The sequence below is a fragment of the Edaphobacter dinghuensis genome (assembly GCF_014640335.1).
Classification (GTDB): Bacteria; Acidobacteriota; Terriglobia; order Terriglobales; family Acidobacteriaceae; genus Edaphobacter; species Edaphobacter dinghuensis.
Genome location: NZ_BMGT01000001.1, coordinates 618,832 through 631,714, shown reverse-complemented (window position 1 = coordinate 631,714; position 12,883 = coordinate 618,832). Strand labels below are relative to the sequence as shown.

Sequence of the window (12,883 nt, the reverse complement as noted above, 5' to 3'; positions counted from 1 at the left end):
AAGGGAGGGAAGAATGAAGTCCGGAGTCGAGAGGATCGCCGCCCTTACACTGCTCGGTGTCTTCGCTCTACCTGCTGCGGCGCTCGCGCAATCGGCTTCATCGCCCACGCTCGACGAAGTGCTGCAACAGCTCGATGCCAATCTTCATCATTACGATGCCCAGGTCCCCGACTTCTTCTGCAGCGAGCATGTCGTCTCCTCATTGACCTATGGCCACAAGAGTCAGGTCTCGGTCAACGATTCGATCTTTCGGCTGAAGCGTGTCACGCATCCCAACGGAATCACGACGCTCGATGAGTCGCGCGAGACCAAGGCAGGGAATGGGACAGTCGAAGAAAAGCAGATCCAGGGTCCGACAACACTCAGCGGTGTCTTCTCGGGCGGCCTCGACCTAGTCAGTCTCGACCAGCAATCGTGCATGCGCTACGCGCTCGAACCGGCGAAGCCGGGCAAGCCATACGTCATTCAATTCGCCACGTTGCCGGGAAAGCATGACAACTGTCTGCTCATCGAACAGGGAAATGGCCGGGTCTTTATCGACCCGGCCACCATGCAGGTTCAGCGGATGGAGCTTGTCGTGCCCCACCACGTCATTGTTCCGCTGACGATCGGCGTCTGGCGCATCCAGATTGACTATGCTCCGGTGCTTCTCGATGGGCGCACCTTCTGGATGCCTGCCACCATCGCCTCGACCGCCGTCGCAACCTACGATGACAGAGAAACGGAGTGGGCCTTCAACGCTCGTTACAGCAACTACCACAAGCTCGAAGTCACCTCTCGCATCCTGCCGCCGGGCGACTCCGGCTCGCAATAATTACGCTTCGTCCTCCCTGCGCTTCGGCTTCTGACGCAGCAGCAGCGGAAGAATAAAGAGGATGGCAATGATCGTCGTGATCATGCCACCCACCACAACGCGGGCCAGCGGCTGTTGCGCCTGCGCTCCGATGCCGTTCGACAGCGACGCGGGCAACAGGCCAAGTCCAGCCGCGAGGCACGCCATCACCACCGGACGCATCTCGTCGATGCAGCCCTCTTCGAGCCCCTTGTCGGTGCGTCCATCTTCGGTGATGCTCTCGCGCTGTGCGCGGCGCACGCCTGACATAAAGACGACCGCGCCCAGCGTGGCCACGCCGATCAGCGACGTGAAGCCGACCGCTGCCGAGATGCTGAACGGCGTATGCGTCACGAACAGCGACGCCGCTCCGCCAACAGCTGCAAATGGAAGCGTGGCGATAATAATGAACGCGTCCTTCCAGGTATTGAACTGAATGTAGAGCAGCACCACGATGATCGCCAGCGAGATCGGGATTATCACAGCAAGCCGTCGCTGCTCTTTCTTCAGCGAATCGAACTCGCCTGCCCACGTGTAGTCGTATCCGGTCGGCAGCTTCACCTGCTGCTTGAGCCTGCCTTGCAGATCGCTGATGGTGGTCGAGAGATCGCGTCCGCGCACGCTGAATTTAATCGGAATGTAGCGGCGTCCTCCCTCGCGATAGATCATGAAGCTGCCTTCGCGAATGCTCACATCGGCCACCTGCCCGAGCGGTATGCTGCCGCCGTCGGCGGTGGGGATGAGGATGGCGCGAATCGCATCAGGACTGCTGCGGTCGGCCTCAGGGTAGCGTACCGTCAGGTCGAAGCGGCGATCACCCTGAATGACCTGCGTGATCGGCGCGCCGCCGATGGCCGCCTGCACCGCCGCGTTGATATCAGCCGACAACACACCATAGCGAGCGGCCTTGGCGCGGTCGGTCTGAATGATGAGCGACGGCTGCCCGCCCACCTTGAAGACGCCGACGTCAGCGACGCCGGGTACGGACTTCATCACCGTCTCGATCTTGTCGGCAAGGCTGGTCAGCGTGTCGAAGTCGTCGCCGAAGAGCTTCAGCGAGTTCTCGCCCTTCACGCCCGACATGGCCTCTTCCACGTTGTCCTGAATGTTCTGTGAGAAGTTCAGCTCGATGCCGGGAAAGCGCGAGAGGCGGTTGTTCATCTCGTTGATCAGCTCAGGCTTGGTCAGCCCGGGCCGCCACTTATCGGCGGGCTTCAACGAGACTGAAACTTCAATGTTGTTGAAGGTGCTGACATCAGTGCCGTCGTCAGGGCGGCCCATCTGCGAGACGGTCTGCGTCACCTCGGGCGACTCGGCGATGACGGCGCGAATCTGGTCGGCCATCTTCGCCGCCGTATCGAAGGAGATGTCCTGCGGCAGCGTGGCGCGAATCCACAGGTTGCCTTCTTCAAGCGGAGGCATAAACTCGCCGCCGACAAAGATGAAGCAGAGTACACCGGCCAGCAGCATCGCCGCCGCGCCCACCCAGATCGTCTTGGGAAAGCGCAGCGTGTGGTGCAGCGCTTTTTCATAGATGTGGCGCAGCGAACGGCTCAGCCACGTGTAGCCGTCGCCAACCTTCTGTACCGTCGGCGCAGTCAGGTAGCCGAGCACCGGCGCGAAGACGAGCGCGAACAACAGCGCGCCGAGCAAGGCGAATCCGTAAGTCACCGACATGGGCGAGAAGATCTGCCCGGCTACGCCCTGCATGGTGAACAGTGGAATGAACGCCACGACGATGATGCCGGTCGAAAACAGCACAGGCCGCGCCGCGTCGGTGACGCCTTCGACGATCAGCTCGCCCGTCTCTTCACCTTCGATGCGCCGTGACAGCTTTCGATAGATGCTTTCGAGCACGATGATCGATGCATCGACAAGAATGCCGAAGTCGATGGCACCAATCGAGATCAAATTCGCGGAGCGTCCCGCAAGCACCATCATGCCGAAGGCGAACAGCACAGCGAACGGAATCGTGACCGCCGCAATGAACGTGATGCGCAGATCGCCCAGCATCGACAGCAACACCAGCGTCACCAAAATGAGGCCGGTGATGATGATCTCGCGAACGGTATGCGTCGTCTGGTTGATGAGTGTGGTGCGGTCGTAGATAGTGCTGATGTGCATGCCCGGCGGCAGAAGGCTGCCAGAGTTGAGGCTCGCAATCTTTTCCTTCAGTGCCTTCAGCGTCGGCAGCGACTTCTCATCTTTCTGCAACAGCACAATGCCGAGCACGATGTCGTTCTGCTTGTCGCGTCCGACCTGTCCCAGCCGCGGCTGGAAGCCCTCGCTCACCTTGCCGATATCGTTGACCGTAACCGGCGTACCGTTCTTCTCTGCGACGACGATTGCACCGATATCGGCAATCGTGTGTACCTGTCCAACGGAGCGCACGTTGACGTTTTGATTGCCGAGCTGCAAGTAGTTGCCGCCCGCGTTCGCGTTCGACGACTGCACCGCATTGATGACCTGCGGCAGCGTGACGCCGTAGCTCAACAGCTTATTGGGATCGGCCTCGATCTGATATTGTCGCGTCGTTCCGCCGAAGGTGGTGATGTCGATGACGCCGGGAACCTCCTTCAGCTCGCGGCGAACCAGCCAGTCCTGCGTGGCTTTAATTTCGTTGAGCGTGTAGCCGCGGCCCACAAGTTGATAGCGGTAGATCTCGCCGATGGGCGACCACGGCGAGAGCTGTGGCTGCAGGTTATTCGGCAGCGTCAGCGTCTGCAAGCGGTTCAGCACTTCCTGCCGGTCGCGGAAGCTGTCGCTATCGAAGTCGAAGTAGAGCTTCACGTCGGAGAGGCCGAAGATGCTGATGGAGCGCACCTGGCTCAAGTGCGGCGTGCCGTTGATGGTGGTTTCAACCGGCACGGTGACCTGCTGCTCCATCTCTTCGGCAGACCACGACGGGTTCTGCGTGATGATCTCGACCAGCGGTGGTGAGGGGTCGGGATACGCTTCAATATCGAGGCGTGTCACCAGGAAGCCGCCAAGGGCGAGCATGACGAAGAACAGGATCAGAATGATGGCGCGATAGCGGATGAAGAGACGAATCAGTGGCTGCACGTTTAGTCTCCGCTCGTGGGGCGCAGCAGAGCGCCGCCGGCTGTGACGACCTTCTCGCCGTCGTTGAGACCGCTAAGGACCTCGATGTTCTTCACCGTGCCCGAATCGAGCGTGCGACCCACGGTCACAGCGCGCTGATCGAATCCTCCCGACGCATTCGCGACAAAGACGAAGGTTCTATCAGCCTCATGCAGCACCGCCGTCGCAGGCAGAATGAATGTCTGATGCGGAGCGCCAGCGATGCGAATGGTGGCAAACATATCAGACTTCAATTGATGCTTCGGATTGGGCAGCACCACGCGCACCTTCAGCGTGTGCGTCGTTGGGTCGAGTGCGTCGGAGATGTTGTCGATGCGTCCCGTCAGCTTTAGATCAGGGTAAGCAGGAACAACGATATCGACCGTCCTGCCGGGGCGAACCGAGGCCAAATCTTTCTCGAAGATGTCGCCGACCACCCACACCGTATCGAGATTGGCGATCGTGGCAATCGACGTCGCATTATCGAGCGAGCGCTGCATCTCGCCGGTCGCCGTGCCGATATCGAGTACCGCGCCAGAGATCGGCGCACGCAGCGCCACCGTGTCGGCAGTGCTGTTCTCGGCGAAGCCAAGCTCGTGGATGTGTTGCCGTGCCTGCTCCATCTGCGAGTGCGCAACATCGTCGGTCGCCTGGAGCTCGGCGAAGTCCGCCTTCGAGAGCACATCGTGCGCCAGCAGCAGCTTGCCGCGAGCGAGCGCGCCGTCAGCGCGGATCACCTCGATCTTTGCCTTCTCGAAGTCCGAGCGGGCGACGGCGATATCGTTGCTCTGCAACTGCGCGATCATCTGTCCCTTCACCACATTTTGCCCGGGCAAAATGGTGAGGCCGAAGATGCGTCCGCTGAGCGGCGGATAGATGTGGACGACGTGCGCCGGGTCGGCCATGATGTGCGCCGGAACTTCGAGGTAGTCCGTGCTCACGGTCGGGTGAACGACGGCAGTCTCAACACCGACGTTGGTGGGCTGCTGCTCAGCCGCGGGCGGCGTATGCTTGCAGGCCGTCAGGGGCAGCACAGAGAGTGCAAGGACTGACAGGATTTCAATGCGTGGCTTAAATGTCTTGAATCTCTTGGAAGAAATCGTCATGGGATGATGTCCGTCGCGGTCGCGTAGCTGAGTTGGTGAATGGCAAGCCACACCTGAACGTTGGCGTTAAGGCTGCTGAGATGGATAGAACGGTAGTCGCGCAGAGCGTCGAGATAATCGAGCAGCGTCGAGTTTCCGTTGCGATAGCTGAACTGCAGGTTGTCGCGCACGCGGCCTGCCTCGGCCAGATAGTGTGTGTTGTAGCGAACCGCCTGCTGCTGCGCCGTGTCGAGCGCGTACCACGCCTGATCGACATCGGAGACAACCTGCGTCCGTGCGGCCACAACAGCCAACCGGCTGGAGTCCACCTCGTAGCGCGTGCGCTCCTTCTCTCCTTGATTGCGGTCGAAGATGCGCAGCGGAATTGAGAGACTGACGCCGAAGGTGTTGTCGGCGCCGCTGCGCTCGTACTCGCTCGCGAGAGTAGGATCGGCGGTGCCGTTGGCGATGGCGAAGTGCTGGTTCGCCTGCGCCAGCAATAACGACTGCTTCGCCGCCTGATAATCAGGCCGCGCAGCCAGCGCGCGCGTCTCGGCATCGGCCATCGTCAGCGTGAGCTGCGGCGGCTCCAGCGTACCGGTAATGTCGAACGTCGGCGAAGGATGATCCACACCGAACAACTGCTGCAACTGTGCGCTGGCCTGTTGCAGGTTCAGCCGCGCAGTGTCGTCGTCGGCCTCGAACTGCGCCTGTTGCAAGTCGATCCGCTCGAAGTCGGTACGCGTAATGTCACCCGCATCGAGACGCTGTTTGCTCAGGTCCACCGTCTTGCGATAGTCGGTGAGGTTCTCTTCGGCGATGCCCAGCGCGGCCTTCGCGGCCAGCATGTTGGTGAAGGCCTGCCGCACGCTCAACACAAGCTGCCGCTGCTGATCGTTCAACTGACTCTCGGTCACCGCCGCCGTATCGCTTGCGCCTTCCATCCGCCATTTCCGCTTCTGTCCGCGCTCGAACAGCCGCGAGACATTGGCCGAATAGTAATAAGGGTTGCCGCCGTTGTTGTTGACCTCGGGCAGCGTAACGCCCTGGCCCAGCAACGTCAGCGTCGGATTCTGCCGCGCCTCTGCGGTAAGCATGGTGGCGCGCACCGCAGAGAGATGCTCGCGGGCCGAGGCCAGCGAGGGATTGTCAGCTACGGCGCGATCGACCGCCTGCTGCAGCGTAATCGGTGCAGCGGGCGGCGAAGGAGACGGCGATTGAGCTGCGAGAGACGGCCATGCCATCGAAATGGCGCACAGCACGTAGAAAAATTTCTGCGTCATACTGCCTTCAGTGTCAGATTTTCAGGTTGATGAGGAACGAACTTCCGCTAACAGGAGAGAAGGCCAGCCACGGGAGGCGGGCGAACGCCAAAGGCCCGGATGAACCCTGCCAATAATCTCTCGGCAAAGATGCGTGGGCGCAGGCGTGAGTAGAACAGCGGTGTAGCCATCTTCAGCAGGATCAGAAAGATCGCGCCAAGCAGGCTGAACAGTGCAAAGATCGCGATCTGGCCGTGCGGCGCTTCGCCGGTTCGCATCATGTGGTCAAGCTCGACCGGTGTGCTCATGGCGGCGCGGTCGTCGGTCATGGAGATGGCCGGGAACAGCAGCACTAGCAACAGCATCAGGGCCACCAGAGTGGTCCAATCAAACTCAATATGCCCTTTGCGGATCGACCAGAACCACCCTGCAACGAGGAAGATGGATAGCGTCGCCCAAACGAGATTGAGAAAAAGCTCCACTCTTGGCCGAGAATAGCACAATTGCCCGGGATAGCGTCGGTGCAGGGAGCACAGCGCAGTGGAGAGACCCCTGTATTTTGTCTTTGCCGTACCTAGCTGGTGCAGATCGCTGCTGAGCCTTCAGTTTTTAAAATGCTCTATTACTTTATAGCCAGACGGCAGACGGCCACCGCCGCGTTGCTGTAAGGGCAATCCAATCCGCCTTCCTGTCGCCGCTCAACAACCACCCACGTCACTGGAGAGATCTGCGCCAGCCGTTCGAAGTCGCTCGGCCCAAAGCTGCGCCAGCCGCGCAGCATCTGTTCCTGCTGCTGCCAGTCGTCGAGCAGCCGCGGAAACATGGTGACCGCCCCGCTGTCCTTGTAAGCGTCGGCCAGCATGCTGCGGTCGGACAGCGCACGAAAGCCGTGGAGGTCTTCGCCCGGAATCGCCATGTACTCCGGATCGAGCGCGAAGACCGCATCGACCGGCGTATGCTCGCGCGCCCATGCGAAAGCTTCGAGCCACGCATTGCCCGCGGTCAGCCCCGGCAGCTCGATGTGCGGGCTGTACGCATACTCGCTGCGGTCGAGCGTAAACATGCCGAGAGCGAGCGGCACAAAAAGCGCGATCCATCGCCACGGCTTCGCCCGCAGCACATACTCGCCGATCACGCCGCCCAGCATCACGAACATCAGCAGATAGACCAGGTGGAACATCCGCATCGGCTGCACGCGGGTGAGGTTGTCGAAGCGGTGGCTCGACGAAAAGACGAGGAAGACCACGGTCGAAAAGGCACCCAGCACAATCAGCACGCGACTGGTAGTAGCCATGGCAACAGACGCAGCACGTGGTGTTCGCCATGCGAACAGCGCCAGCAACAACAGCGGCGCAACCGCACCGATCCACTCATACCAGTGCCAGCCGTAAGCGAAAAAATAAGTACGGCTGTAGAGCACGTCACGATACGCGCCCACCGCCGGCTGCAGGCTGAAGCTGTGCAGCAGCCCCGCGCTCGGAGCAGCCATCGCCAACAGTCGCACCGGCTGCTCTGCGTTCTGCGAGCTTCGATCGAAGTACCAATACAGCATCAGAAACGCAGCGCAGTAGACCGCCATCTGCGGATGAAAGAGTGCTGTAACCACCAGCCAGACAAAGGCCATCCGCAGCCGCCCGCGCAACATAAATCCGATCGCCAGCAGAGCGAACGGTGCAGAGAACGACCGCGCCGAAAGGTAGTTGTCCGAGAGCACCAACGCCGTGCCTGCCACTGGAACCGGAAGCAGCGCGGCCAGCAGCGCCACCGCTCCCCACTGCGCGCGCACCGTGCGAAAGAAGATCTGCGCCAGCTGCCAGCCCGCGATGAGAATCAGAAAGGTGCAGCCGATGTACCAGCAGAAGACGGCGAATTCGGCCGAGATGTGCAGCAGTCGCGCCGTCTCACCCACCAGCGGCGAGAACAGCGACATATGCGCGTGGCTCTCGAAGAACTCTGCGCCGAAAGGATAGAGCTTCGGGTTCGCAACTTTTTTAATTGCAGGAATGTAGATCTCGCCGTCGTCGACCCCCAGGTGATAGCCCTGAATCAGCAGCGTCACGCACGCCAGCAGAAACAGTCGAAGCCACGGATAGCGAATGGAAATGGTCTCGTTTCTTTTCAAGCTGCGAGCTACCATCGCGTCGGCGCGAAGATCCGCCCCACGATGGGGAGATGGACGTTAAGCAGAACGATCATGATGGCGCAGGTAAACAGCGCCACCGTCATCAGCGAAGGCTCGCGGTACAGCTTCTCCGGATGCTGCGCCGCGCTGTTGCGTTTAAACGAGAGGTCGAAGTACATCGCCATCAGCAGAGCGATGAAGGGAAAAGCGAGGATCAGCTCGATGCGATAGCGAACGACGAAGATGCCGAACATCATCATGGCCATCGACGCATAAAAGACGACCGAGCCCAGCAGGCTGCGCTCGCTGTAGTGCTCAAACGATTTGCGATACGCGCATGCGCCCTGGTGCGATCCGATCTCGCGAAACTCGCTGAACCGCTTAAGGCCCATGAAGTAGCAGCCCAGCATCCAGTAGGCGCACAGCATCGACGTCGGCGGCACAATCACCTGCGTGACCATGTACCAGCCCAGCAGCATGCGCAGCGGGTTGTTCAACGACTCCGTTAACACGTCGAGATACGTGACGTCCTTCGTGCGCAGCGGACGAATGTTGTAGATGCAGCCCATCAGCCACAACGCACCGGCAGCTACAGCAAAACGCAGTCCCACCCGCGCAGCCAGCGCCATGCCGACAACCATCATCGCCAGCCACTGTGCATAGGCAGCACCCGGCTCAATCAGCCCGCACGCCGCCGGTCGCGAGCACTTGTGCGGATGCAACCGGTCGAAGGGCGCATCCAGCAGCTCGTTCAGCACATAGTTGCTGCACGCAATCAGCGTCACAGCCACGACGCCCACCACGATCGGCATCATTCGCAGTTGTCCAATGCCGGGACGCACCAGGCTCAGCGCCACGACGATGCCGGGCAGCAGAAAAATATTTTTGATGGAATGGTCCAATCGCATGATGGCGATGTGGGCGCGCAGCCGGACTGCGAAGGGAACTGGTAATGCGGAACCGTTTTCAGGCGCGGTGATGACCGCGCTTTCCTGGGCTTGACTCGTCATAGAGTAAATCGAATCCTAAAAAAAATGCCCAAGGCAGTCTTCGTGGCAGCCTTTATTATCGCACTTTGAAGCGCAGCAATTCGGCGGGGTCAACATTATTGACGAGGCTTCACCCATTATTGACGCAGCGAAACTCGATTTATTGATATGGCAATGATCAAGGGCAAATTGATACAACTATCGAGCCAGATCGATACAACCAAAGTTCCTTATTGCCGCAGCTCCACCACGGTCGCGCCCTGACCGCCCTCATTCTGCGGCGGTTCGGTAACAGTGGTGACGTGCGGATGCCCGCGCAGAAACTCGCGCAGCGTGCGCCGCAACACACCCATGCCGGTGCCGTGGACGATCCGGATGCGCGGCAGCCCGGTCAGAAACGCACGGTCCAGAAAGCGCTCCACCTCATCGTGCGCCTCATCCGCCGTGCGTCCAATCACATTAATCTCCGACGACATGTAATCGGGGTCGTTGCTGGTCGCGACGGTCACGTTGCCGCGCCTGCGCGCAGCCTCCAGCGGAGTCACTACTTTCACCGACTCCACCGCGGCGATATCGTCCACGCTCGCACGCATCTTCATCGGGCCGATGGAAACCTCAAACGTCTTCGCATCAACCACGCGGTCCACCCGCGCCTGTCTGCCCAGCGACTTCAGCTTCACCAGGTCGCCCACCTTGATGCCCTTCGGCACATGCGGCTGCGCAGCCGGATCGTTCCTGTCCGCTCCCGTATTGTGTGCCACCACGGTCGAGTTGAACTGCTCCGAAAACTCGCGCCGCAGCCGCGCCAAACGCGCCGCCGAGTCGCGCGCAATCTTCTGCGCAGCCGCCTTGTCGTCGATGGCCTTCACCGTCTCGCGCATCTGGTAGGCAAAGTCCTCTATCAGCGATCCCAGCTTGACCTCAAGCTCCTTCGTGCGTGCCTTCTGCTCGGCACGGCCCTCGGTCTCGAGCCGCACACGCTGCCGCGCAATCTCCTGCTCGCGCCGCCGCAGCGCCTCGCGCTCCGCACCGGCAGCAGTGAGCTGATCGTGAAGCTGATCGAGAAACGCGCCGATGTCCGCGGTCTGCGTGGTCATCTGCGCACGCGCCGCCGCAATGATCTCCGGCGAAAGCCCCAGCCGCGCAGCGATATTCAATCCAGCCGAAGCTCCCGGTACACCCAGCCGTAGCTCATACGTCGGCGTCAGCGTCTCCTGATCGAAGCCCACGGCAGCGTTCAACACACCCGCATGATTGGCGGCATAGACCTTCAACGAAGTAAGGTGCGTCGTGATGCAGCACCACACCTGCGCCGCAAGAAAATGCGAGGCCACAGCAACCGCCAGCGCCGCGCCCTCTTCAGGATCGGTCGCCGAGCCAAGCTCATCGAGCAGCACCAGCGACGACGCCGTGGCCTCGCGCGAGATGCGATCAAGATTAACGACATGCGCGGAGAAGCTAGAAAGATTACGCTCGATCGACTGCGCATCGCCGATGTCCGCATAAACACTGGTGAAGAGAGGAAGCGTCGCCTCCTCCGCCGGAACCGGAATCCCCGCCTGCGCCATCAGCGCCAGCAGCCCCAGCGTCTTCAGCGACACCGTCTTGCCACCCGTGTTCGGCCCGCTGATGATCAACTGCTTCGTCGCCGCCGGAAGAACAATCGTCAAAGGAACCGGCGTCTTCGGTTCATCACCACGCTCATGCGCCTCGGCTCTCATGCGCAGCTCAAGCAGCGGATGTCGCGCCGCCATCAGCGACAGTTCTCCCTCCTCTCGCTCAACCCCAACCCCCACGTCATCTCGACCGAAGCGAAGCGAAGTGGAGAGACCCCTGTATTTCGCCTCTGCAACGTTCGCCGCAAACACAGGCCGAACGCAGTTGAGCGTCTCCGCGAACCGCGCCCGCGCCACATGCGCCTCCACCTCGGCAAGAATGCACGTACCCAGGTGAATCGCCGCCGCATTCTCACCCAGCGCCCGCGTCATCGCCACGAGGATGCGATGAATCTCCGCCTGCTCTTCATCGAGCAGCCGCACCAGTTCATTGTTCTGCTCAATCGTCTCCAGCGGCTCCACAAACACCGTCTGCCCCGACGACGAAGAGCCATGCACCACGCCCGGCACCTTGCGCTTGAACTCCGCCTTCACCGGAATCACAAACCGCTCGCCGCGAATCGTGATCAGATCGTCCTGCGTGCTTCCGCCCTCGGTCAGCGACCGCAGCGACCTCCGCAAACTCTCTTCAATCGCTCGATGCTGCCGCTCCATCGCACGACGAATCCGACGCAGCTCCGGCGAAGCATCGTCATTCAGCGATCCGTCCGGCTCGATCTTTCCCCGCAGCATCCGCAACAACGGCGCAAAGTCATAATCGACCAGCGGCGAAGACAACGCAGCAATCCCCGGCCAGTGATACCGCGCCCCATTCGCAGGCGGATCGATCACGTTGCGCCACGCAGCCACGCGCTCCACAACATTCAGCAGACTGGCAATCTCCATGCCCTCCAGCGCTGCACCGTCAATCCGCGCCTGATCGAGCAGCGTCGTCGGATCGAACAACCCATGAAAATCAAAGCTGCCGCCACCCGCCAGCATCTTCCGCATCTCTTCGGTCCGCTGCTGCTGCTCCTCAATCCACGCCAGGTCAGCGGAAGGCTCAAGCGCCAGCACCCAGGCGCGGCCCAGCGGCGAAAAGGTACGGCCAGCAATCGCCTCGCGCAGACGCGGCCACTCCAGCGCGGCAGCGCTCGTCTCAGGCAGCGGCGAAGGAATCTTCGGAAACAAATCGGACGAAGTCACGTCTATTATCGTAACCGCGCTCGAAAGCGGACATCGCAATCGCCCATGGAACCGCCAGCGCGGAGCATGCGTACCATCGGTTGTCAGCAGTCACGGCCCATCACCGGGAGGTGTCGAATGGTCTGTCAGGCATGCGGTAATCCAGTCACAGCAGAGGTCCACTTTTGCCCCCGATGCGGAGCGCAGATCGCCGCTCCCACTCCGCCGCCACCACCCGCGTATCCGTCGCCCTATCCGCCCCTGGCCATAGCGCCCGAGCATCGTGTGCAGCGAAACCTGCAAACCCTCGGCATCCTGTGGTGCGTCTTCGGCGCGTACCGCATCCTCGCCGGGCTCATCGGAATCTTCGTCCTGCGCATCGCCACCTTCCGCAGCTTCGGTGGCGAGCCGTGGATGTGGGGTGGGCGCATCCACGGTCCATTCGCTGCACCGTGGATGGCCGCGCTGCTGCCGCTGATCGCCGTGGTCTCCGTCGCCGCAGCCCTGCTGGCGTTTCTCGTCGCCTTCGGCCTCGTGACGCGCCAGCCCTGGGGGCGAGTCGTCGGCATCATCGTCGCCATCCTCTCCCTGTTCAAGTTCCCCTTCGGCACCGCACTCGGCATCTACACGCTCTGGGTGCTCGTCCCGGCAGAGTCAGGCATGGAGTACGACACCATCGCTGGCCGTCTCTAAACGCTGTTCATCGTCACCGCAAAATCACGTCATCTCAAC

The 12,883-nt window shown here is 61.1% G+C and carries 9 protein-coding genes; 2 read left to right on the top strand and 7 right to left on the bottom strand.

Annotated features, from left to right (window positions below; translation table 11 throughout):
- Window positions 1-13: 13 nt before the first annotated feature.
- A complete protein-coding gene (locus tag IEW09_RS02470; RefSeq protein WP_188552555.1) occupies window positions 14-814 on the top strand; it encodes a hypothetical protein in 801 nt (266 codons plus the stop codon).
- On the opposite strand, the gene IEW09_RS02465 is transcribed toward IEW09_RS02470, so the two are convergent.
- From IEW09_RS02465 to IEW09_RS02435, 7 genes are all read right to left on the bottom strand, one after another.
- Window positions 815-3,895, bottom strand: coding sequence for an efflux RND transporter permease subunit (locus IEW09_RS02465; RefSeq protein WP_188552554.1), 3,081 nt, complete (start codon window positions 3,893-3,895; stop codon window positions 815-817).
- Window positions 3,896-3,897: 2 nt separating this feature from the next.
- Complete coding sequence (locus tag IEW09_RS02460; protein ID WP_188552553.1) at window positions 3,898-5,019, bottom strand: efflux RND transporter periplasmic adaptor subunit; 1,122 nt, start codon at window positions 5,017-5,019, stop codon at window positions 3,898-3,900.
- Window positions 5,016-6,281, bottom strand: a complete 1,266-nt coding sequence (locus IEW09_RS02455) for a TolC family protein (protein WP_188552552.1) — start codon at window positions 6,279-6,281, stop codon at window positions 5,016-5,018. The genes IEW09_RS02460 and IEW09_RS02455 overlap by 4 nt, the downstream gene beginning before the upstream one ends.
- A 47-nt stretch (window positions 6,282-6,328) precedes the next feature.
- The gene (locus tag IEW09_RS02450; protein WP_188552551.1) at window positions 6,329-6,742 is read right to left on the bottom strand and encodes a hypothetical protein; all 414 of its coding nucleotides are present in this window, start codon (window positions 6,740-6,742) and stop codon (window positions 6,329-6,331) included.
- 140 nt (window positions 6,743-6,882) lie between these two features.
- The gene (locus tag IEW09_RS02445) at window positions 6,883-8,382 is read right to left on the bottom strand and encodes a hypothetical protein (RefSeq protein ID WP_188552550.1); all 1,500 of its coding nucleotides are present in this window, start codon (window positions 8,380-8,382) and stop codon (window positions 6,883-6,885) included.
- Window positions 8,383-8,390: 8 nt separating this feature from the next.
- Window positions 8,391-9,392, bottom strand: coding sequence for a UbiA family prenyltransferase (locus IEW09_RS02440; RefSeq protein WP_188552549.1), 1,002 nt, complete (start codon window positions 9,390-9,392; stop codon window positions 8,391-8,393).
- 209 nt (window positions 9,393-9,601) lie between these two features.
- Window positions 9,602-12,172 carry an endonuclease MutS2 gene (locus tag IEW09_RS02435; RefSeq protein WP_188552548.1) on the bottom strand — a complete coding sequence of 857 codons (2,571 nt, stop codon included), beginning with the start codon at window positions 12,170-12,172 and terminating at the stop codon, window positions 9,602-9,604.
- 117 nt (window positions 12,173-12,289) lie between these two features.
- Between IEW09_RS02435 and IEW09_RS02430 the strand changes: the two genes are divergently transcribed.
- The gene (locus IEW09_RS02430) at window positions 12,290-12,844 is read left to right on the top strand and encodes a zinc ribbon domain-containing protein (RefSeq protein WP_188552547.1); all 555 of its coding nucleotides are present in this window, start codon (window positions 12,290-12,292) and stop codon (window positions 12,842-12,844) included.
- Window positions 12,845-12,883 lie beyond the last annotated feature (39 nt).

Bases quoted from the DNA above. Each gene is read 5' to 3' on its own strand.
- IEW09_RS02470 (WP_188552555.1), top strand. From the start codon at position 14: ATGAAGTCCGGAGTCGAGAGGATCGCCGCCCTTACACTGCTCGGTGTC.
- IEW09_RS02460 (WP_188552553.1), bottom strand. From the start codon at position 5,019: ATGACGATTTCTTCCAAGAGATTCAAGACATTTAAGCCACGCATTGAA.
- IEW09_RS02455 (WP_188552552.1), bottom strand. From the start codon at position 6,281: ATGACGCAGAAATTTTTCTACGTGCTGTGCGCCATTTCGATGGCATGG.
- IEW09_RS02440 (WP_188552549.1), bottom strand. From the start codon at position 9,392: ATGACGAGTCAAGCCCAGGAAAGCGCGGTCATCACCGCGCCTGAAAAC.
- IEW09_RS02430 (WP_188552547.1), top strand. From the start codon at position 12,290: ATGGTCTGTCAGGCATGCGGTAATCCAGTCACAGCAGAGGTCCACTTT.